Raw genomic sequence first — 22,412 nt, 5'->3', positions numbered from 1 at the left:
TTGCCACTAGAAAGTAAGGGCATTCCTCTCATGCAAAATTGATTGCAGAGGCGTCAAATAAGTGACCAGAAGAACATTTAAATTTCCCCATGTCACTCCCCTAATGAGAGAAATCATGTCCACTATCCGCACCGTCTTTATCGATACCTCACTGTCCGGCTATGCCGCGCTGGCTGCCCAGTATGACACCAGCCTGTTCACCGTCGTCCTGCTCAACGACACATCGTCCGGGCCGCAGCAGATCCAGGACTGGCTGGCCGGCCACGCGGCCAGTACGGCCCAGATCAACGTGGTATCGGCGAGCGGCAGCCTGAACGGCCTGTTCACCCCGCGCGTGATCTTCGTCGATCCTGGCGTGGCGGATTACCAAGGCCTGATCGCCGCCACGCCCGCCAACGCCACCATCGTGGTGCTGGACGCGGGCCGCGACGGCGTGCAGCAGATCCAGCAATTCCTCGAACACAACAGCGGCCTGGTTGCGGCCATCGACATCGTCAGCAATTTGAGCGGCGTGGACGTGGTGTCGCACGGCGCCGCCGGCCAGATCCAGCTCGGTTCGGCCGTGCTGAGCGGCGCGACCCTGGCAAGCTACAACGACGCGCTGGCCGCCATCGGCAGCCATCTGACCGGCGGCGCCGACATCCTGCTGTATGGCTGCGACGTGGGCGCCGGCACGGTCGGCCAACAATTCATCGCCGGCCTGGCCGCCGCCACTGGCGCCGACGTGGCCGCGTCCACCAACCTGACCGGCAGCGCCGCCGCGGGGGGCGACTGGGTGCTGGAAGCGAACACCGGCGCCATAGAAACCGCTGCGCTGAGCAGCGCCACGTATGGCGGCACGCTCGACACGGCCATCAACGTGACTGCGTTTGCCATGTCGGCCGACACCGGCACCTCGTCCAGCGACTTCGTCACCAGGACGGCCGCGCAAACCATTAGCGGCAGCTTCAGCGCCAGCACCGGCAATTCACAGACGCCCACGATATGGGTATCGACCGACGGCAGCGGCAGCAGCCGCACCCAGGCTGCCGTCACCTACACCGACAACGCCGGCAGCGGCACTTTCACCGTGAACGTGACGCTGGCCGCCGGCGCAAGTAAATCCATCCAGTTCTGGACCGCGCAAAACGGCAACAATCCGTTCGGACCGACCCAGGCCTATACGCTGGATACCGTGGCCCCGGCCGTGGCGGTCAGCACCGCCGCCTTCTCCAGCGACAGCGGCGCCAGCAGCACCGATCTTATCACCGCCGTTGCGTCACAAACCGTTTCCGGCACGCTGAGTGCCGCCACGGCCAGCGGCGACGTGGTGCGGGTCTCGCTGGACAACGGCGTCAACTGGCTCACCGCCAGCCACACCGCCGGCACCAATACCTTCAGCCTGTCCGGCGTCACGCTGGGCGGCAGCAACACGCTGAAAATCCAGGTGGAGGACAAAGCCGGCACCCCCGGCGCCACCTACTCCCGCGCCTATGCGCTCGACGCGTCGGCGCCGGCGGCCGGCACGCTCGGTTTCAGCAACCTGAGCGACACTGGCACGCCCGCTGACGGCATCACCAGCGACCGGACTTTCGACCTGGCGCTGGCCGGCAACGAAGGCGGCGCCACGGTGGCCTACCAAGTCTCCACCGATGGCGGCGGGAGCTGGAGCGCGACCGGCGCGGCGCAAAGCGGCCTGGCCGACGGCGCCTACCAGTTCCGCGCGCAGGTCACCGACACGGCCGGCAACACGTCCACCAGCAGCACCATCAGCGTGGTGGTCGACGCCAGCGCGCCGGGCGCGCCGACCATCACCGGTTTCAGCACCAACAGCGGCTCCGCGCTCGACACGCTGACCAACGACAGCACGCCCACCCTGACCATCAGCGCCGAAGCCGACGCCACGGTGACGGTGTACCAGGCAGGCGTGGCGGTCGGCACAGCCACGCAGACCGCGCCGGGCAGCGGCAGCTATACGTTTACCAGCGGCGTGCTGGCCGACGGCAGCTACAGTTTTACCGCCAAGGCGGCAGACGCCGCCGGCAATCTCAGCGCAGCGTCCGCCGCGCAGAGCGTCACGGTCGACACGACAGCCGATGCGGGAGGCAACCTCGCAGTGCAAGTCGCGGACAGCCTGATCAGCAACGCCGAGAAGGCGGCGGTTGCCTATACCGTCCTGGGCATGGACAACGATGCCACGACCACCGTCACCTTCAGCGATGGCGTCCATGCTGTCGTCGGCAGCAACGGCAAGGCCGAGTTGTCCACACTGACCGACGGTCCTATCACGATTTCCATCTCGGCGACCGACACTGCCGGCAACACCGCCACAGGAACCGGCGCCGCCACCGTGCTCGACACGACTGCAGACGCCGGCGGCAATCTCGCCGTCAGCGTGGCCGACAGCTTGGTCAGCAACGCCGAGAAAGACGCCGTTGCCTACACTGTCGCAGGCCTGGACGCAGACGCGACCGCCACCGTCACCTTCAAAGACGCCAGCAATAACACCGTCGTCGGCAGCAACGGCATCGCCGACCTGTCCACGCTGACCGACGGTCCTATCACGGTCTCGATCTCGGCGACCGACACTGCGGGCAATACCGCTACCGGCACCGGCGCCGCCGCCGTGCTCGACACCACCGCCGATGCCGGCCATGACCTTGCTGTGCAAGTATCGGATAGCCTGGTCAACAATGCCGAGAAATCGGCTGTCGCCTACACCGTCCTCGGCAAGGACACCGATGCCACTGCCACCGTCACTTTCAGCGATGGCACGCACACCATCTTCGGCAGCAACGGCGTCGCCGACCTATCCACACTGACCGACGGTCCGATCACGGTCGCCATCTCGGCGACCGACACTGCAGGCAACACTGCTACCGGCACCGGCGCCGCCACTGTGCTCGACACCACCGCCGATGCCGGCCATGACCTTGCTGTGCAAGTATCGGATAGCTTGGTCAACAATGCCGAGAAATCGGCTGTCGCCTACACCGTCATCGGCAAGGACAACGATGCCACAGCCACCGTCACCTTCAGCGATGGCACGCACACCATCGTCGGCAGCAACGGCATTGCCGACCTGTCCACCCTGACCGACGGTCCGATCACGGTCTCCATCTCGGCGACCGACGCTGCCGGCAACACCGCCGCCGGCAGCGGCGCCGTCACGGTGCTCGACACGACGGCAGACATTGGCGGCAATCTCGCCGTCAGCGTGGCCGACAGCTTGGTCAGCAACGCCGAGAAGAACGCCGTTGCCTACACTGTCGCAGGCCTGGACGCAGACGCGACCGCCACCGTCACCTTCAAAGACGCCAGCAATAACACCGTCATCGGCAGCAACGGCGTCGCCGACCTATCCACACTGACCGACGGGCCGATCACGATCTCCATCTCGGCGACCGACACTGCAGGCAACACCGCCGCCGGCACCGGCGCCGTCACGGTGCTCGACACGACGGCAGACATCGGCGGCAATCTCGCCGTCAGCGTGGCCGACAGTCTGATCAACGACGCCGAAAAGAGCGCCGTTGCCTACACAGTCTCAGGCTTGGACGCAGACGCGACCGCCACCATCACCTTCAAAGACGCCGGCAACAACACCGTCATCGGAAGCAACGGTAAGGCCGACCTGTCCACGCTTACCGACGGTCCTATTACGATCTCCATTTCGGCCTCGGATACGGCTGGCAACCAAGCCACCGGGACAGGCGCCGCCACGGTGCTAGACACCACGGCCGACGCCGGCGCCAACCTCGCCGTCCTGCTCGCCGACAACCAGATCAACAATGCGGAAAAGGGCGCCGTCACCTACTCGATCACCGGCCTGGACAGCGACTCCACCGCCACCGTCACCTTCAAGGACGGCGCAAATAACACTGCCACCGGCAGCGACGGCAAAGCCGACCTGAGCGCGTTCGCCGACGGCCCGGTCACCGTGACTATCACTGCGGTAGACACCGCAGGCAATGCCGCAGCCGGCGCGGGCGCCAGCCTGGCGCTCGATACGCACGGCCCCGCGTTCAGCTCCGGCGCCACGGCCACGCTGGCCGAAAACGCCGGCGCCAACCTGGTGGTGTACACGGCGGCGGCCAGCGATCCGCACCCGGTCAGCTACAGCCTGCTCGCCAACAACGGCGACGATGCCGGCGCCTTCACCATGGGCGCCAACGGCAACGTCATCCTGACCGGTAATCCGGACTATGAAACCAAGAGCCTCTACCGCTTCACCGTGCAGGCCGCCGACAGCTTCGGCAATCTCAGCAAGCAGGCCGTGGCGCTGTCCATCACCGACGTCAACGAGGCGCCCAGCGCCGCGCCGGTCGGCCTGACCACCGTCGAGGCGGCCGTCATCACCACCTCGATCGCCGGCTCGGCCATGGACGTGGACAGCGGCGACTCGCTGACCTTCACCCTGATGAACAGCACCGCGCCACTGAGCTGGGGCGCCGACTCGAATTCGAAGGCGCTGATCAATCCGGTTACCAACGCCGCCGTCAACCTGGCCTCGCTCAACGTGCAGGCGGCACTGTCGGCCGACGGCACCACCCTGACCGTCACGCCGGCGGCGGAGCTCAGCTGGCTGTCCACCGGCCAGTCGCTGCGGGCAACGTTCAGCTACAAGGTCACAGACCGCGCCGGCATGGTCAGCACCGACACCATCGCCCTGCTGATTACCGGCGCCACCGGCGACCAGGGCCTCAAGCTGAACGGCGGCAATGGCAACGACACGCTGTCCGGCAACGCCACCAACAACGCCAACGACGTGCTGCAAGGCGCCAATGGTGACGATACCTTGAACGGCTACGGCGGCACCGACGCGCTGTACGGCGGCAACGGCGACGACAAGCTGCTGGGCGGCGCCGGCATCGACTACCTGTACGGCGACAACGGCAACGACACGCTGGACGGCGGCACCGAGAGCGACTACCTGATCGGCGGCAAAGGCAACGACGTGCTGACCGGCGGCACCGGCGCCGACAAGTTCGTCTTCGAGCCGCAATACGGCAACGACCGCATCACCGATTTCCGCATGACGGACGGCGACCGCCTGTACTTCGCGGACTTCTTCGCCACGCCGATGACGGCCGATGCCTTCGTGGAGAAATACGTGACCGACACCGGCAACGACCTGCTCATCAGCCTGCCGGGCGGTTCGATCACGCTGGTGGGCGTGCCCAGCATCAGCGGGCTGGCTTCCGCTATCAGCTTCGGCATGCCCGTCTAGTGCATCAGGCGCCGAAGGCACGCTAGCCGCTCACGCGCCGCCCTGCTGCAGTTGCGCGCTGCGGGAGCGCAGGTATTGCAGCTCGACGGCGTTGGCGGTGAGTTCGCAGGCGCGCGCATAGGCGGCGATGGCGGCGGCGGTTTGCGCCGGGCCGCCCTGGCGGCGGCGCAGCAGCTCGGCCTTGGCGGCGTACAGGTAGTGAAAACCGGCCAGCTGGCCATCCTGCTCCAGCTTGTCGATCCATGCCAGTCCTTCTGCAGGACCGCCAGCCATGCCGAGCGCGACGGCGGCGTTCAACTCCACCACGGGCGTGGGCAGGTGGCGCAGCAGCACGCCGTACAGGGCCGAGATTTGCCGCCAGTCGGTGGCGGCGGCGCTGGCGGCCTTGCTGTGCAGGGCGGCAATGGCCGCCTGGATCTGGTAAGGGCCGGGCCGGCGCAGCGGCAAGGCGGCGTCCAGCACGGCGATGCCTTCGGCGATGGCGGCGCGGTCCCACAGCGAGCGGTCTTGCGATTCCAAGGTCACCAGCCCGCCGTCTGCCGACACGCGGGCGCCGCTGCGGGCGTGCTGCAGCAGCATCAGCGCGAGCAAGCCTTGTACTTCGGCGTCGCGCGGCGCCAGTTCGGCCATCAGGCGCGCCAGGCGGATGGCTTCGCGGCACAAATCGGTGCGCACCAGGCGCTGGCCGCTGGTGGCGCCGTAGCCCTCGTTGAACACCAGGTAGATCACTTGCAGCACCAGCGCCAGGCGCGCAGGCAGTTCGTCCGGCGCGGGGACGATGAAGGGAATGCGCGCGTCCGCGATCTTGCGCTTGGCGCGCACCAGGCGCTGCGCGGTGGCAGCTTCCGTTTCGCAGTAGGCGTGCGCGATTTCGCGGGTGGACAGGCCGCACAGCGTGCGCAAGGCCAAGGCCGTCTGCGCGCCCGGCGCCAAGGCCGGATGGCAGCAGATGAAGATCAGGCGCAGGCGGTCGTCATCGATGGCGAGGCCGTAGCCAGCGGCAGAGATGCCGGACGGGGCGGGCGGAATCGCGGCCGATGGGGCGAAGCCACCGTCATCGCTGCAGACGGCCTCCTGCTCCAGGCGGGCGAGCACCTCCGTAGAATCGGCCAGCGTATGGGCGGCGCGGCGCAGGTGGTCCAGGCCGGCATTGCGGGCCACGGTGGTCAGCCAGGCGGCGGGATTGGCCGGCAGGCCGTCGCGCGGCCAGCGCTCCAGCGCCTTGCCGTAGGCGTCCTGCAGCAAGTCCTCGGCCAGGCTAATGTCGCCGAAGCGGCGTATCAGCCCCGCCAGCACCCGGCCGTCCTCGCGCCGGCACACCTCCTCAACCGCCCGCGTGAGCACGACGGCCGGCCTAGTCGGTCTTGACCTGGGGGCGCACTTCGATCGAGCCCACGCCGGCCGACGGGCACTTGGCGGCCCATTTGATGGCTTCGTCCAGGTTGGCGCAGTCGATCAGGTAGTAGCCGCCCAGCTGTTCCTTGGTTTCCGCGAAGGGACCGTCGGTGCAGGCGATTTTGCCGTCGCGCACGCGCACCGTGGTGGCGGTGTGCACCGGCGCCAGTTCGGAGCCGCCGCGCAGCACGCCGGCGGCGATCAGTTCCTGGGTGTAGACGTTGTAGGCTTGCATCACTTCGCCGAGCTGCTGCTCGCTCATGCCGCTGTACAGTTTTTCATCGGCATAGATCAGGATCAGGTATTCCATGTTGTTCTCCTTGAAAGTCGACCGGACATCCGGACACCACCACGACGAACGACTTTGGCCATATCGACAGCCTGCGTGCAAAAAAATCCCTGCGCCAGGCAGGGATGGGGAACCGTCTTCAGTGCTTGTGGCCGCAGCCGTGCGCTTTGGGCGCGGACGGCAAGGCGGCGCCGGATTCGCGTCCGCTGTCGCCGTCGAAGCCGGCGGCGTGCAGGCGTTCCATGTAGTCGCGCCACAGCTGCTCCTGCTCGGCGCCCAGCTTGTACAGGTAGTCCCAGGTGAACAGGCCGGTGTTGTGGCCGTCCGAGAAGGTGGGCTGCACGGCGTAGTTGCCGACCGGTTCAATGCCGGCGATGCCGACTTCGCGCTTGCCGACCTGCAGTACTTCCTGCCCCGCCCCGTGGCCCTTCACTTCGGCCGACGGCGAATACACGCGCAGCAGCTCGAACGGCAGGTTGAAGGTGGCGCCGTCGTCGAAACTGATTTCGAGGATGCGCGATTTGTTGTGGACCGTGAGGCCGGTGGGCTGTTTCATGATGACAGTTTGGCGATGATAGATTCACGCAACTGTACCAGCAACGCGCCACGCGCGGCCAGCGACGCTGCATCCGGCGCGCGCCGGGCCTCGCCCCAGGTGGGGTTCGGGAAGTGCACGTCGTCGGTGTAGCGCGGGATCACGTGCCAGTGCACGTGCGGCGTCATGTTGCCGAAGCTGGCCAGGTTGACCTTGGCCGGCGCCATCACCTCGCGCACCGCCGCTTCCACCTGCCACACGGCGTTCATGACGGCCGTGCGGTCTGCCGGCGCCAGGTCCGTCATTTCCTTCACGTGCCGGTTCCACACCACGCGCACGAAGCCGGGGTAGTTGGCTTCGTTCACCAGCACCACGCTCAGCTTGTCGTCGCGCCAGATCAGGGCGTCGGACGGCGCGGCCAGCAGCGTGCACAAATCACACGTCATACCAGCACCCGCTCGATGCCGCCGTTGTTGGCCTTGGCCACGTAGTCCGGCATCCAGTTCTCGCCCAGCAGGTGCTTGGCGATTTCCACCACGATGTAGTCGGCCGTGGTGCCCGCGTCCTCGCTGTAGCGCGACACGCCGCCCAGGCAGGCCGGGCAGCTGGTCAGCACCTTCACTTCGCCGGTGAAGCCGTCGGCGCGCAGCTTGTCGGCGCCCTTGACCATTTCCTCTTCCTTGCGGAAGCGGACCTGGGTCGAGATGTCCGGGCGCGCCGCCATCAGGGTGCCCGAATCGCCGCAGCAGCGGTCGTTCTTCTCGATCTTGGTGGCGTCCACCGTCGTGATCAGCGAGTTCACCGTTTTCAGCGGGTCCTGCATCTTCATCGGCGAGTGGCAAGGGTCGTGGTACATATAGCGGGTGCCGGTCACGCTTTCCAGCTTGACGTTCTTTTCCAGCAGGTACTCATGGATGTCCATGATGCGGCAGCCGGGGAAGATCTTCTCGAACTCGTACGACGCCAGCTGGTCGTAGCAGGTGCCGCACGACACCACCACGGTCTTGATGTCGAGGTAGTTCAGCGTGTTGGCCATGCGGTGGAACAGCACGCGGTTGTCCGTCACCATCTTGTCGGCTTTGTCGAAATCGCCCGCGCCGCGCTGCGGGTAGCCGCAGCACAGGTAGCCCGGCGGCAGCACGGTCTGCACGCCCACTTCCCACAGCATGGCCTGGGTGGCCAGGCCCACTTGCGAGAACAGGCGCTCCGAACCGCAGCCCGGGAAGTAGAACACGGCTTCGGTGTCGGCCGTGGTTTTCTTCGGGTCGCGGATGATCGGGATCATCTTGTTGTCCTCGATGTCCAGCAGCGCGCGCGCGGATTTCTTCGGCAGGTTGCCCGGCATCTTCTTGTTGATGAAGTGGATCACCTGTTCCTTGATCGGCGGCTTGCCCACGGTCGGCGGCGGCGCCTTGGTCTGGCTCTTGGCGAACTTCTTCAACACGTCGTTGCCCAGGCGCTGGGCCTTGTAGGCCACGCCCACCATGCCCTGGCGCACCGCGTTGATGGTGGTCGGGTCGGTGGCGTTCAGGAAGAACATGGCGGCCGCCTTGCCCGGATTGAAGCTGCGCTTGTCCATCTTGCGCAGCAGGTTGCGCATGTTCATGGACACGTCGCCGAAGTCGATATTGACCGGGCACGGCGTGACGCATTTGTGGCATACCGTGCAGTGGTCGGCCACGTCTTCGAATTCTTCCCAGTGCTTGATGGAGATGCCGCGCCGGGTCTGCTCTTCGTACAGGAAGGCTTCGATCAGCGAGGACGTCGCCAGGATCTTGTCGCGCGGCGAGTACAGCAGGTTGGCGCGCGGGACATGGGTAGAGCAAACGGGTTTGCATTTGCCGCAGCGCAGGCAGTCCTTGACGCTGTTGGCGATTTCGCCAATATCGCTTTGCTGCATGATCAGCGATTCGTGGCCCATCAGGCCGAACGACGGCGTGTAGGCATTGGACAGGTCGGCGTCCATGCCCGGCAGGTTGAGCAGCTTGCCCTTGTTGAAGCGGCCCTCCGGGTCCACCCGCAGCTTGTACTCGCGGAAGTTGACGATTTCGTCCTCGGTCAGGAACTCCAGCTTGGTGATGCCGATGCCGTGCTCGCCCGAGATGACGCCGTTCAGCGAACGGGCCAGCTTCATGATGCGCGCCACGGCCTTGTGCGCCAGCTGCAGCATCTCGTAGTGGTCCGAGTTCACCGGCAGGTTGGTGTGCACATTGCCGTCGCCGGCGTGCATGTGCAGCGCCACGAACACGCGGCCGCGCAGCACGCGCTTGTGGATGGCGGCCGCTTCGTCCAGGATCAGCTTGAAGGCGGCGCCGTTGAAGATCTGGCGCAGCACGGCGCGGATTTCCTGCTTCCAGCTGATGCGCACGGTGCGGTCCTGCACCACGTCGAACAGCACGGCGTCCGGCTGGCGCGCCAGGCGCTCGTCGAAGGCCGCGTCCAGCGCGCCCAGGCCCAGCGCGCGCAGTTGTTCGCGCACGGCGGCCAGCGGCTGGTCCAGATTGTCCTGCGTGAAGGTCCAGCGCTGCCGCACCTGGTCCAGCAGGGCCAGCGCCTGCTGCGCGCGGTCGCCCAGCATTTCGGCGTCGCCCACCTTGTCGTCCGAGGCGTCGTCGCTCTTGCCCACCGGCAGATTGCCCGCTTGGAAGAACTCGCGCAGCTCGTCCGCCAGCTGCAGCTTGTTGGTGATGGACAGCTCGACGTTGATGCGCTCGATGCCGTCGGTGTACTCGCCCATGCGGTTCAGCGGAATCACCACGTCTTCATTGATCTTGAAAGCGTTGGTGTGCTTGGCGATGGCGGCGGTGCGGGCGCGGTCCAGCCAGAACTTCTTGCGCGCTTCCGGGCTCACGGCCACGAAGCCTTCGCCCACGCGGGTGTTGGCCAGGCGCACCACTTCGGAGGCGGCGATGGCCACCGCGTCCTCGTCGTCGCCGACGATGTCGCCGAACAGCGCCATCTTCGGCAGCACGCCGCGCTTGGACTTGGTGGCGTAGCCCACCGCGCGCAGGTAGCGCTCGTCCAGGTGCTCCAGGCCGGCCAGGCGCAAGGTGGCGAACTTTTCGCCGGTGGCGGGCAGGCCGTCCAGGTAGTCCTTGATTTCAACGATCGACGGGATGGCGTCGCGCGCCTGGCCGAAGAACTCCAGGCATACGGTGCGGGTGTGCTTCGGCATCTTGTGCAGGATCCAGCGCGCCGACGTGATCAGGCCGTCGCAACCCTCTTTCTGGATGCCCGGCAGGCCGGCCAGGAATTTGTCGGTCACGTCCTTGCCCAGGCCTTCCTTGCGGAATACGCGGCCGGCGATTTCCAGGATCTCGGTCTTGAACGGCTCGCCTTTCGACTCGCCGCGCGCGTTCGGGTGGGTCCATTCCAGCTTGAAGCGCGCCAGCGGGGTGTCGTGGATCTTGGACAGGTTGTGGTCCAGGCGCGTCACTTCCAGCCAGTCGCCGTTCGGGTCGACCATCTTCCACGAGGCCAGGTTGTCCAGCGCGGTGCCCCACAGAACGGCCTTCTTGCCGCCCGCGTTCATGGCGATATTGCCGCCGATGCAGGAGGCGTGCGCCGAGGTCGGGTCCACCGCGAACACGAAGCCGGCCTTCTCGGCCGCTTCCGACACCTTGTTGGTGATGACGCCGGCGCCCGAGTAAATGGTGGCGTATTCCTTGTCCAGGCCGGGCAGCACTTTCATCTCGACCTTGCCGAGATTGAGCAGCTTTTCCGTGTTGATGACGGCCGACAGCGGCGTGAGCGGAATGGCGCCGCCGGTGTAGCCGGTGCCGCCGCCGCGCGGGATGATGGTCAGCCCGAGTTCGATGCAGCCCTTCACCAGGCCGGCCATCTCGTCTTCGGTGTCCGGCGTGAGCACCACGAACGGGTATTCGACGCGCCAGTCGGTGGCGTCGGTCACGTGCGAGATGCGCTTCATGCCGTCGAAGCAGATGTTGTGCTTCTCGGTGTAGCGGCCCAGCACCTTGGTGGTGCGCTTGCGCAGGTCGTAGGTCTGGCGGAATTCCTCGCCGAACGCCTCCACTGCCCGGCTGGCCGCCTTCAGCAGCTTTTCCACGTTGTGGCTGCGGGTCTGGTCGGTTTCGGCGCCGTCCACGGACACGCGGCGCTTGTCCACCTCGGCCAGGCGGTGGTGCAGCGCGTCGATCAGCTCCTGGCGGCGTTTCGGGTTATCCAGCAGGTCGTCCTGCAGATAGGGATTGCGGCGCACGGCCCAGATGTCGCCCAGCACCTCGTACAGCATGCGTGCCGAACGGCCGGTCTGGCGCGCGCTGCGCAGCTCGTCGAGCAAGCGCCAAGAGTCCTCTCCCAGCAGCCGGATGACGATCTCGCGATCGGAAAACGACGTGTAGTTGTAAGGGATTTCGCGCAGGCGCGTGGCTGCGGGACCGTTTGGCGTTTCGGCGAGGAGAGCTTGGATTTGTGCTGGGGCGTTCATGTTTGATGTGCTGCGGACTGACCCTAAGGAAGGACATTCTATCTTATTGCGCCGCACCACGCCCCAACAGCCTTAGGTTCCCACGGGGTTACGCGAACGTCAAACAGCCGATAAAAATTCGAAAAACGGTCGATTTCAAACAATTTCCTGCCATTTCATGCAACTTTACCAATTTAAATTCCGCGAAATGATCCATGAACCAAATTCATCCGCCCAGTGCGGCGGCAATCGTTTTCCAGACGCCGTCCGGCACGTAGAGCAACAAGGTGGTCATGGTGAGGTAGCGCGCGCACTTGCCGATGGCCATGTAGCCGATGGCCGGCCAGAACGGCAGCTTGAGCCAGCCGCCCAGCGTGCACAGCGGATCGCCGATGCCGGGCACCCAGGACAGCAGCATGGTCTTGGCGCCGTAGCGGGCCAGCCAGCGGAACCAGCGGCTTTCGCGCTCCTTGGCGAAGGCCACCTTGGCGCGGTAGCCGATCCAGTAGTCGACCGCGCCGCCCAGCGTGTTGCCCAGCGTGGCCACGCCGATGGCGGGCCAGAACAGCTCGGGGTTGGCCTTGATGGTGGCAAACACCATGGGCTCGGAGCCCATGGGCACCAGGGTGGCGGAAACGAAGCTGACGAAGAAGACCGAAGTCAGGCCGACTTCCGGTGCGGACAGCTGCTCCAGCAGCCACTGGATGGTGGATTCAATCATCTTGCCATTATAATGAACCGGCATGGCGCGTGAGGTACTACACAACAGTACGCCGTCTAGCGCCCGCCCCTTCCCGGTTACCCGCCGTTGAAAAGCATGTCCTTGCACTACGCACCAGGGCACCGTCCCAGACTAAACCATGCAGACTATGACTATCGACTACCTGAAGAAAATCCTGACCGCCCGCGTCTACGACGTGGCCCACGAAACGCCGCTTGAGCTGGCGCCGACCCTGTCGCAGCGCTACCAGAACCGAATTTATTTCAAGCGCGAAGACATGCAGGACGTGTTCAGTTTCAAGATCCGCGGCGCGTACAACAAGATGGCGCACCTGAGCGACGGCCAGCTGAAGCGCGGCGTGATCTGCGCCTCGGCCGGCAACCACGCGCAGGGCCTGGCCTTCTCGGCCAACAAGATGGGCTGCCGCGCCGTGATCGTGATGCCGACCACCACGCCCCAGGTCAAGGTCGATGCGGTGCGCGCGCGCGGCGGTCCCGGCGTGGAAGTGATCCTGCACGGCGAGTCCTACACGGACGCCTACAACCACGCGCTGACGCTGGAAAAAGAGCAGAACCTGACCTTCGTCCATCCTTTCGACGATCCGGACGTGATCGCCGGCCAGGGCACCATCGGCATGGAGATCCTGCGCCAGCACGCCGGCCCGATCCACGCCATCTTCGTGCCGATCGGCGGCGGCGGCCTGCTGGCCGGCGTGGCGGCCTACGTCAAGCAGGTGCGGCCGGACATCAAGATCATCGGCGTGCACACCTTCGACTCGGACGCCATGGGCAAGAGCCTGAAGGCGGGCGAGCGCGTGACCCTGGCCGACGTCGGCCTGTTCGCGGACGGCACCGCCGTGCGCCTGGTGGGCGAGGAAACCTTCCGCCTGGCGCAGCTGTACGTGGACGACATCATCATCGTCGACACGGACGCGGTGTGCGCTGCCATCAAGGACGTGTTCACCGACACGCGCAGCATCCTGGAGCCGTCCGGCGCGCTGGCCATCGCCGGCGCCAAGGCTTACGTGGAACGCGCCGAGCTGACCCGCGACCCGATCAAGAACGAAACCCTGATCACCATCGCCAGCGGCGCCAATATGAACTTCGACCGGCTGCGCTTCGTGGCCGAGCGCGCCGAGCTGGGCGAGTCGCGCGAGGCGGTGTTCGCGGTGACCCTGCCGGAACAGCGCGGCAGCTTCAAGCGCTTCTGCGCGCTGGTGGGGCCGCGCAACGTGACCGAGTTCAACTACCGCATCAGCGACGAGAAGGAAGCGCACGTGTTCGTGGGCGTGCAGGTGTCCGACCGCGGCGAATCCAGCACGGTGGCGCGCAGCTTCGAGGCGGCCGATTTCAAGACGCTGGACCTGACGCACGACGAACTGGCCAAGTCGCACTTGCGCCACCTGGTGGGCGGCAAGAGCGCGCTGGCCAAGGACGAACTGCTGTACCGCTTCGAGTTCCCCGAGCGTCCGGGCGCGCTGATGCGCTTCCTCGATTCGATGGCGCCGAACTGGAACATCTCGCTGTGCCACTACCGCTCGCAAGGCGGCGACGTGGGCCGCATCCTGATCGGCCTGCAGGTGCCGCCGGACGAGATGGACGAGTTCACCCAGTTCCTGGCCAAGCTCGGCTACCGCTACTGGGACGAGTCGCAGAACCCGGTCTACAAGCTGTTCCTGGGCTAGCCCGCCCCGCTTAGCGGTCGTAATTGTGCGGCTTGCCCCGGTTGCCGGCGTTGCCGCTGCCGGTGCCGGCGGTCTGGCCGCTGGGCTGCTCGGGCGCCTTGTCCGTCACGGTCTCGGAGCCCGAGCCGGCGCTGCCGGCCGTGCCCGAGGCGCCGCTGGCGTCCATCGGCGCGCCCGGCAGCGCGGACGACACGGGCGGCGGCACCGGCGTGGCGGGAGCCACGCGCGCATCCGCCGCCACGGTGGGCGACGGCATATCCGGCTCGCGGTCCTTGCAGCCGACGACAGCAAACGCCCCGATGGCAGAGGCGCAGATCAGTGCGTTGATTTTATGTTTCATGGCGTGCTCCTGTAGTTGGTGTTGTTGGCCATGACTGTAAGCCGCCCTGCCGCGCCCGCCCATAGGACGCCCCGATTGCGCGCTGTAGGACGCCGCCCAGCGCCGGTGAAGGCGCAATGCCATACCCGCCATCGCCGCGCACCGCTGCCGCCGCGCCGCATTTGCGCTACCATGCACCCTTCGCTCTCCGCTTCACCATCAAATTCGCCATCATCATGACCAATACCGCCGACCTGTCCCCGCTGGGCAAAAACTCCGCTTACCGCACCGATTACGCGCCGGAGCTGCTGTTTCCGATTCCGCGCCAGGGCAAGCGCGACGAGCTGGGCCTGCAGGGCACGCTGCCCTTCTTCGGCGTGGATATCTGGAACGCCTACGAGCTGTCGTGGCTGAACATGCGCGGCAAGCCGCAGGTGGCGGTGGCCAAGATCACCTTCCCGGCCGATTCGCCCAACATCATCGAATCGAAGTCGTTCAAGCTGTACCTGAATTCCTTCAACCAGACCCGATTGGCCAACGAGGAAGCGCTGCGCTCGCTGATGGTGCAGGACCTGTCGGCCGCCGCCGGCGCCAGCGTGCACGTCGTCATTACCTTGCAGGAAGATTTTTCCAAGGTGGAAATGGGCGAGCTGCAGGGCTTGCTGCTGGACCGCCTGGACATCGACGTGGACAACTACGCGCCGCAGCCGGAAGTGCTGAAAGCTAACTTCGACGACCTGCCCGTGGAGGAAGTGTTCATTTCCCACCTGCTCAAGTCGAACTGCCTGGTGACCGGCCAGCCGGACTGGGGCAGCGTGCAGATCAGCTATGCCGGCCCGCAAATCGACCAGGAAAGCCTGCTGCGCTACCTGATCGGTTTCCGCGAGCACAACGAATTCCACGAGCAATGCGTGGAACGCATCTTTACCGACATCCTGCGCCATTGCAAACCGACCCAGTTGGCCGTATATGCTCGGTATACGCGGCGGGGCGGCCTGGACATCAACCCCTGGCGCGCCAACTACAGCACCGGCATCAAGCCGTCCAACCTGCGCAATGCCCGGCAGTAAGGTCTGCGGATCGCCTGTCGAATTGCGTTACACGCGGGGCGGATTTGTCTTACAATGAATCAATAAAGGTTGCGGTTTTCAAAGCTGCAGCCGATGCGGCAAAAAGACATTCAAAAATCGGTGAATCTGCGTAGTCCCTGACAAAAAACTGGCATTTGTCTTGTATTCGACGCGGAAATAGCTAATATCCCTGCCAGTGCTTATTTAACAACGCTACGGCCTGCCCCAAGCGGACTGCGGCGGATTGCGGAGCCAGCCATGGCGCAAGCGAATTCGAGTTACACGGCAAAAAAACAAGCCTATAATTCTGCTCGCAAGCCACATTTGTGCGCCGCACCATTCCACGTCGCGTTATGAACAACCTGAGCAAAATCCTATCCCTCGAAAACGTCCAGCTCGATCTGGAAGTTTCCAGCAAGAAGCGCGCTTTCGAGCAAGCCGGCCTGATTTTTGAGAACAACTGCGGCATCGCCCGCTCCACCGTGTCGGACAACCTGTTCGCGCGCGAGCGCCTGGGCTCCACCGGCCTGGGCCACGGCGTGGCCGTGCCGCACGGACGCATCAAGGGCATGAAGAGCCTGAAGTCGCCGCTGGCGGCCTTTGTGCGCCTGGCCGAGCCGATTCCGTTCGAATCGCCGGACGGCAAGCCGGTCAGCCTGCTGTTCTTCCTGCTGATCCCGGACCACGTTACCCAGCAGCACCTGGAAATCCTGTCGGAGATCGCCGAAATGTTCTCGGACGACAGCTTCCGCAACGCGCTGACCACCGATCCGGACCCGCAGTCGGTGTACAACCGCATTGTGAATTGGCAACCCAGCTTGCAAGCTGCAGGTTAAAGCAGGTTAAACTAGGGCGTCTGCCATTCCTGAACTGAGAAGCCATGCTGCAAACGCCCCTGACGATACAACGCCTGTACGACGATAATCGTGAAACGTTGCAGCTAGGCTGGTTCGCCGGTTTCCCCGGCGGCGAGCGCCTGATCTCGGGCGATGTGGCCTCGGCGGCCGACCAGGTCGGCCACTTGAACACCATCCACCCGGGCCGCATCCAGGTGTTCGGGCACCAGGAAATCAATTACTACCAGCGCCTCAAGTCGCTCACGCGCGCGCACGTCATCAGCGAGCTGATCGCTGGCGGCCCGCCGGCGCTGATCATCGCGCAAGGCCTGGAAACGCCCCCCGATATCCTCGCTATCTGCGACGAAAAGAACATTCCGCTGTTTTCCACGCCGCTCCCGGCGGCGCAGGTGATCGACTTCCTGCGCGTGTACCTGTCGAAGAAGCTGGCGCAGCGCATCATCATGCACGGCGTGTTCATGGACGTGCTGGGCGTGGGCGTGCTGATTACCGGCGATTCGGGCCTGGGCAAGTCGGAACTTGGCCTGGAGCTGATTTCGCGCTCGCACGGCCTGGTGGCCGACGATGCGGTGGAGTTCGCGCGCATTGCGCCCAATATGATCGAAGGCCGCTGTCCAGCCCTGCTGCAAAACCTGCTGGAAGTGCGCGGACTGGGGCTGCTGGACATCAAGGCCATCTTCGGCGAGACGGCGGTGCGGCGCAAGATGCGCCTGAAACTGATCGTGCACCTGGTGCGGCGTTCGGCGCTGGAGGAGGAAGTGGAACGCCTGCCGTTCCAGTTCCCCACCGAGGACGTGCTGGGCCTGCCGATCCGCAAAGTGGTGATCCCGGTGGCGGCCGGCCGCAACATCGCGGTGCTGCTGGAAGCCGCCGTGCGCAACACCATCCTGCAACTGCGCGGCATCGATACCCTCCAGGAATTCATGGAACGGCAACGGCAGGCCATGAGCGGGGACTAGCCCCGCCCACGGCCAACGTTGCCGAGGAGCCGCGCCTTGCAAGGCGCGCCCGTTCCGCAGGCGCGGAGCTGCGCTCCACGAATTCCCTGCTACACCAGCGGCAGGCGATGAGCGGCGATCAAGTGCCTATCGCGCCGCGATTTGTTCGCTAACGCACCTATCGCGTAGTCTTGATGTATTATCTTTAGCTATGCGTATCGTGCTCATTACCGGTATATCCGGCTCTGGAAAATCCGTCGCCCTCAATGTCCTTGAGGACACGGGCTATTATTGCGTGGACAATCTGCCGCCGGCCTTGCTGTCGCAACTGGTGTCGCAGCTGACCGACGAAGGCACGCAGGCGCTGGCCGTGGCGGTCGACGCGCGCAGCGCCGAGTCGCTGGCCAACCTGCCGGACGCCGTGCAGGCGCTGCGCGGGCAAGGCCACGACGTCAAGATCATGTACCTGACGGCGAACACCCATTCGCTGGTGGCGCGCTTCTCGGAAACGCGCCGCAGCCACCCGCTGTCGCACGAACTGAAGCCGGGCCAGAATCCGGCCGCGCGCCGCACGCTGATCGAATGCATCTCCGAAGAGCGCGAGCGCCTGTCGGCCATCGAGCAGCTGGGCCACGTCATCGACACCTCGGAACTGAGCGCCAACAAGCTGCGCGCCTGGATCAAGGACCTGGTGCAAAGCGAGAACGCGCCGCTGACGCTGTTCTTCGAATCGTTTGCCTTCAAGGTGGGCGTGCCGCTGGACGCTGACTTCGTGTTCGACGTGCGCGCGATTCCCAACCCCTATTACGACCTGGCCCTGCGCCCGATGACGGGCCGCGACGCGCCGGTGATCGCCTTCCTCGACGCCCAGCCCAGCGCGGACGAAATGTTCAAGGACATCCGCGATTTCGTGGCCAAGTGGCTGCCGTCGTTCAAGACCGACAACCGCAGCTACCTGACGGTGGCGGTGGGCTGCACCGGCGGCCAGCACCGCTCGGTGTACATGGCCGAACGCCTGGCGCGGCATTTCCACCCGACCGAGCAGGTGGTGCTGCGCCACCGCGAGCAGTCCTGACGTTTTAAAGGTGGCGCAGCGGATGCGCGTGCGCCGGCCACGGCGGCGCGAAGAACGCGGCCACCATCTCCGGCGTCACCTCCTCCAGCGCCGCTGGCGACCACTTGGGCGCGTTGTCCTTGTCGATCACCAGCGCGCGCACGCCTTCCAGCACTTCGCCATGTTCGAAATTGCGGCGCACCAGGTTGCGTTCCATGCGCAGGCAGTCCGCCACGTCCAGCGCGGCGCCGCGGTTCAGCAGCTCCAGGGTCACGCACATCATCAGCGGCGAGCGGCTTTGCATGGCCTTCAGCGCCGCCTGCGCGAACGCGCCTTCGTCCGCCGCCAGCGAGGCCATGATGGCCGCCACGCTGTCCGCCGCGAAGTGGCGCTCAATCGCGGCGCGCTCGGCCTCCAGCACGCCTTTGCCGGCCTGGAACGGCGCGGCGAAGGCTGCGATGGCGTCGCGCAGCCCGGCGCCCGGCGCCGCCTCCAGCAGGCCGCGCAGCGCGTCCCACGCATCGGCCGGCACGTAATGGTCCGCCAGGCCCACGTAGAGCGCATCCGCCGCGCCCACGGTCAGCCCGGTCAGGCCCAGGTAGCGCCCCAGGCTGCCCGGCGCGTGCGACAGGAAATGGCTGCCGCCCACGTCCGGGAACAAGCCGATGTTCACTTCCGGCATGGCCATTTTCGTGCGGTCCGTGACGATGCGCACGCCGCAGCCGGGGCCGCCCTGCGCGATGCCCATGCCGCCGCCCATCACCACGCCGTCCATTAATGCGATATACGGTTTAGGGTAATAGTGGATCAGGTGGTTGAGCGCGTACTCCTCGGTGAAGAAGTCCTCCAGCAGCGCGCTGCCGCCCTGCGGCGTGGCGTTGCCCACCTGGTGGAAGAAGCGGATGTCGCCGCCGGCGCACAGGGCTTTCTCGCTGCTGCTGCGTATCACCACGGCGGCCACGGCACTGTCGTCGCGCCAGGCCAGCAGCGCGGCCGTCAGGCTGCGCACCATGGCCAGGGAAAGGGAATTGAGCGCCTTGGGGCGGTCGAGGGTGATGAAGCCGGTGCCGTTGGCAACCTGGGTAAGGACGTGCTCGCTCATGCTGGATGTCTCTGGAATTGTTAGAGCACCATTTTAGCGCGGGCGCAAAAAAGGGCGCCAGATGCGCCCTTTGTTGGGAGTGCCGCTGACCTTTACGCGGTCGGGGCAGGTTCGTACGTGTCCGGCAGATGCTTGATGGCGTCGTGGCCATGCTCCTGCACTTTGGCTTTGTACTTCATGACTTGGCGGTCCAGTTTGTCGATCAGCGTATCGATGGCAGCATACAGGTCTTGCGACAGGCTTTCCACGTACACGGTCTTGCCGGACATGCGCAGATTGATTTCGGCCTTTTGCCTTTTGTCTTTCTCGGTGAGGTTATCTACAGTCAGGATGACAGCAATATCAATAACTTGATCGAAATGGCGCTTGACCCGTTCCAGCTTGTTCTGCACGTATTCACGGATGGCGGGGGTCACTTCGAGATGATGTCCACTGATGGTGAGATTCATACACACTCCTAAAGATAAGGGCTCATACGCTGTCGAATGTTATTGGAGCGCAGGGGAACCCAAGTAAAACTACAAAGCTTTACGCAGACTTACCGGAGGGATTTTCAGGGCTTCGCGATATTTGGCAACAGTCCGTCGCGCAATTACCATGCCCTGTTCACCCAGCATGTCCGCAATCTTACTGTCGGATAAAGGATTTTTCGGGTCTTCAGCTCCTGTCAATTGCACAATCAGCGCCCGTATCGCCGTCGAGGATGCTTCTCCTCCTGCTTCGGTGGCGACGTGACTGCCAAAGAAATATTTCAACTCAAACATCCCATGCGGAGTCAGCATGTATTTCTGAGTTGTTACGCGAGAAATAGTGCTCTCGTGTAGTCCCAGTGTATCAGCAATTTCACGCAACACAAGGGGTCTCATGGCGACCGCGCCATGGCTGAAAAAGTTCTTTTGTCTTTCTACTATCGCTTGCGCCACGCGCAGGATGGTGTCGAAACGCTGGCGCATATTCTTGATCAGCCACTTGGCTTCCTGCAGCTGCGCGCCCATCGCCGACTCGCCCTTGCCTTGCTTGAGCATGTTGGCGTACAGCGCGTTCACGCGCAGGCGCGGCATCACGTCGTTGTTCAAGGTGACCTGCCAGCCGTTGCGCGCCTTCTTCACGATCACGTCCGGCACCACGTAGTCGGACACGTCGGAGGCGAACTCGGCGCCCGGATGCGGATTGCACTGGCGGATCACCGCCTGCGCTTCGCGCAGGTCTTCATCGTCGCAGTCGAGGGCTTTTTTCAGCTTGTTGAATTCGCGCTGCGCGAACCAGGCCAGGTGCTTTTCCACGATGCAGATGGCCATGCGGCGCGTCACCAAAGGCACGCCGGGCATGCGCTTGATCTGCAGCGCCAGGCACTCGGAGGCGCTGCGCGCGCCCACGCCGATGGGGTCGAAACTTTGCAGCAGCGTGAGCGCCGTCCGCAGCTCTTCCAGCTCCACGTCCGCCTCTTCCGGCAGGCGCGCGTGGATCTCTTCCAGCGGCTCTTCCAGGTAGCCGTTCTCGTCCAGCGCGTCGATGATCAGTTCCATCAGCACGCGGTCGCGCGGCTGCTGCACGGTCACGCGCATCTGCTCCATCAGGTGCTCGCGCAGGGTGCAGTGGCTCGCTTCGAGCTGCGGGCGCGAGTCCTCGTCGTCCGGCGCCTTGCTGCGGCCGGCGTCGCTCCAGTCGGTGTCGGCCTCGGCGCCGCTGGCGCTGTCGCCGTCGCCGCCCGCGCCCTCGAAGGGATCGCCCTCGCCGGCCGGCGCGCTGTCCTGCGCCGGCGCGCCCACTTCGGCCGGCGACGCGTCCGCGCCGTTAGGCTGGGTCTGGTTGATGGCGCCGTCGCCCAGCAGGCGCAACGAGCGGTCCAGCGGGTCGTCCAGCCGCTCGAGCAAGGGGTTCTCGCCCAGCAGCTGTTCCAGTTCCTGGTGCAGCTCCAGCGTGGACAGCTGCAGCAATCGGATCGACTGCTGCAGTTGCGGCGTCAGCGCCAGGTGCTGAGAGGTGCGGAGTTGCAGTGACTGTTTCATGGGCTAATTCACGAATTACATGCGGAAGTGTTCGCCGAGGTAGACGCGCCGCACCGATTCGTCGGCGATGATGTCGTCCGGGCGGCCGGACGCCAGCACGCTGCCCTGGTTGATGATGTAGGCGCGGTCGCAGATGCCCAGCGTCTCGCGCACGTTGTGGTCGGTGATCAGCACGCCGATGCCGCGCTCCTTGAGGAAGCGCACGATGCGCTGGATCTCGATCACGGCGATCGGATCGACGCCGGCGAACGGCTCGTCCAGCAGCACGAAGCGCGGATTGGTGGCCAGCGCGCGTGCGATCTCCACCCGGCGGCGCTCGCCGCCCGACAGCGACAGCGCCTGGTTCTCGCGCAGCTTCTCGATCTGCAGGTCGGCCAGCAGGCGGTCCAGGCGCTCGTCGATCTCGGCCTTCTTCAAGGCCTTGCCGTTGACGCGCTGGATCTCCAGCACGGCGCGGATGTTGTCCTCCACCGTCAGCTTGCGGAACACCGACGCCTCCTGCGGCAGGTAGGACAGGCCCAGGGTGGCGCGCTGGTGGATCGGCATGCTCGACACGTCCACGCCGGCGATGTCGATGCTGCCCGCGTCCGACGGCACCAGGCCGACGATCATGTAGAAGGAGGTGGTCTTGCCGGCGCCGTTGGGGCCCAGCAGGCCCACCACTTCGCCGCATTCGACCTGCAGCGACACGTCATGCACCACCTGGCGTTTGCCGTAGGTTTTCTGCAGGCCGCGCACCACCAGGGTGCTGGTGCAGCCTGGCGCGGCTGGGTTGCCTGCGGTGCTTGGGGTTGCGTCGGCCAT

At 65.1% G+C, this 22,412-nt stretch carries 17 protein-coding genes; 6 read left to right on the top strand and 11 right to left on the bottom strand.

Going from position 1 to position 22,412, the window contains the following annotated elements:
* Positions 1-115 precede the first annotated feature (115 nt).
* A complete protein-coding gene (locus AC56DV_RS17050) occupies positions 116-5,209 on the top strand; it encodes an Ig-like domain-containing protein (protein WP_496315425.1) in 5,094 nt (1,697 codons plus the stop codon).
* A 30-nt stretch (positions 5,210-5,239) separates the two neighbouring features.
* On the opposite strand, the gene AC56DV_RS17045 is transcribed toward AC56DV_RS17050, so the two are convergent.
* From AC56DV_RS17045 to AC56DV_RS17020, 6 genes are all read right to left on the bottom strand, one after another.
* Positions 5,240-6,553: an RNA polymerase sigma factor gene (locus AC56DV_RS17045; protein WP_496315424.1), complete on the bottom strand. Its 1,314-nt coding sequence runs from the start codon at positions 6,551-6,553 to the stop codon at positions 5,240-5,242.
* Between the two features lie 10 nt (positions 6,554-6,563).
* Positions 6,564-6,914 (bottom strand): YciI family protein, encoded by a 351-nt coding sequence (locus AC56DV_RS17040; protein WP_496315423.1) that lies wholly within the window; start codon positions 6,912-6,914, stop codon positions 6,564-6,566.
* A gap of 118 nt (positions 6,915-7,032) precedes the next feature.
* Positions 7,033-7,449, bottom strand: coding sequence for a gamma-butyrobetaine hydroxylase family protein (locus AC56DV_RS17035; protein ID WP_496315422.1), 417 nt, complete (start codon positions 7,447-7,449; stop codon positions 7,033-7,035).
* Positions 7,446-7,874, bottom strand: coding sequence for an HIT family protein (locus tag AC56DV_RS17030; protein WP_496315421.1), 429 nt, complete (start codon positions 7,872-7,874; stop codon positions 7,446-7,448). The genes AC56DV_RS17035 and AC56DV_RS17030 overlap by 4 nt, the downstream gene beginning before the upstream one ends.
* Complete coding sequence (locus AC56DV_RS17025; RefSeq protein ID WP_496315420.1) at positions 7,871-11,875, bottom strand: DUF3683 domain-containing protein; 4,005 nt, start codon at positions 11,873-11,875, stop codon at positions 7,871-7,873. Before AC56DV_RS17025 ends, AC56DV_RS17030 begins: the two co-directional genes overlap by 4 nt.
* A 205-nt stretch (positions 11,876-12,080) precedes the next feature.
* Complete coding sequence (locus tag AC56DV_RS17020; protein ID WP_496315419.1) at positions 12,081-12,575, bottom strand: YqaA family protein; 495 nt, start codon at positions 12,573-12,575, stop codon at positions 12,081-12,083.
* A 148-nt stretch (positions 12,576-12,723) separates the two neighbouring features.
* On the opposite strand from AC56DV_RS17020, the gene ilvA reads away from it, so the two are divergent.
* Positions 12,724-14,259, top strand: a complete 1,536-nt coding sequence (gene ilvA / locus AC56DV_RS17015) for a threonine ammonia-lyase, biosynthetic (RefSeq protein ID WP_496315642.1) — start codon at positions 12,724-12,726, stop codon at positions 14,257-14,259.
* Between the two features lie 10 nt (positions 14,260-14,269).
* On the opposite strand, the gene AC56DV_RS17010 is transcribed toward ilvA, so the two are convergent.
* Positions 14,270-14,599 carry a hypothetical protein gene (locus AC56DV_RS17010; protein ID WP_496315418.1) on the bottom strand — a complete coding sequence of 110 codons (330 nt, stop codon included), beginning with the start codon at positions 14,597-14,599 and terminating at the stop codon, positions 14,270-14,272.
* Positions 14,600-14,814: 215 nt separating this feature from the next.
* Here AC56DV_RS17010 and queF point away from each other — a divergent pair, with 215 nt between their 5' ends.
* The 4 genes from queF (at position 14,815) to rapZ (ending at position 18,518) form a co-directional block, all read left to right on the top strand.
* Positions 14,815-15,648 (top strand): NADPH-dependent 7-cyano-7-deazaguanine reductase QueF, encoded by an 834-nt coding sequence (gene queF, locus AC56DV_RS17005; RefSeq protein ID WP_496315641.1) that lies wholly within the window; start codon positions 14,815-14,817, stop codon positions 15,646-15,648.
* A 353-nt stretch (positions 15,649-16,001) separates the two neighbouring features.
* Positions 16,002-16,484: a PTS sugar transporter subunit IIA gene (locus tag AC56DV_RS17000; RefSeq protein ID WP_496315417.1), complete on the top strand. Its 483-nt coding sequence runs from the start codon at positions 16,002-16,004 to the stop codon at positions 16,482-16,484.
* Between the two features lie 44 nt (positions 16,485-16,528).
* Positions 16,529-17,464: an HPr(Ser) kinase/phosphatase gene (gene hprK / locus AC56DV_RS16995; RefSeq protein WP_056404135.1), complete on the top strand. Its 936-nt coding sequence runs from the start codon at positions 16,529-16,531 to the stop codon at positions 17,462-17,464.
* Positions 17,465-17,654: 190 nt separating this feature from the next.
* Positions 17,655-18,518, top strand: a complete 864-nt coding sequence (gene rapZ, locus AC56DV_RS16990; RefSeq protein ID WP_496315416.1) for an RNase adapter RapZ — start codon at positions 17,655-17,657, stop codon at positions 18,516-18,518.
* Between the two features lie 4 nt (positions 18,519-18,522).
* Here rapZ and AC56DV_RS16985 read toward each other — a convergent pair whose 3' ends face one another.
* The 4 genes from AC56DV_RS16985 to lptB all read right to left on the bottom strand — a co-directional run bounded on the left by AC56DV_RS16985 (position 18,523) and on the right by lptB (position 22,412).
* Positions 18,523-19,599: an enoyl-CoA hydratase/isomerase family protein gene (locus AC56DV_RS16985; RefSeq protein WP_496315415.1), complete on the bottom strand. Its 1,077-nt coding sequence runs from the start codon at positions 19,597-19,599 to the stop codon at positions 18,523-18,525.
* A 92-nt stretch (positions 19,600-19,691) separates the two neighbouring features.
* The gene (gene hpf, locus AC56DV_RS16980; protein ID WP_057158288.1) at positions 19,692-20,048 is read right to left on the bottom strand and encodes a ribosome hibernation-promoting factor, HPF/YfiA family; all 357 of its coding nucleotides are present in this window, start codon (positions 20,046-20,048) and stop codon (positions 19,692-19,694) included.
* A 69-nt stretch (positions 20,049-20,117) separates the two neighbouring features.
* Positions 20,118-21,608: an RNA polymerase factor sigma-54 gene (locus AC56DV_RS16975; RefSeq protein ID WP_496315414.1), complete on the bottom strand. Its 1,491-nt coding sequence runs from the start codon at positions 21,606-21,608 to the stop codon at positions 20,118-20,120.
* A 15-nt stretch (positions 21,609-21,623) separates the two neighbouring features.
* Positions 21,624-22,412: an LPS export ABC transporter ATP-binding protein gene (lptB, locus tag AC56DV_RS16970; RefSeq protein ID WP_496315413.1), complete on the bottom strand. Its 789-nt coding sequence runs from the start codon at positions 22,410-22,412 to the stop codon at positions 21,624-21,626.

The organism is Massilia sp. BGA-UO-ETr-WB1, assembly GCF_059567845.1.
The sequence above is the reverse complement of the archived record's forward strand: the minus strand, read 5'-3'. Positions and strand labels throughout refer to the sequence as shown.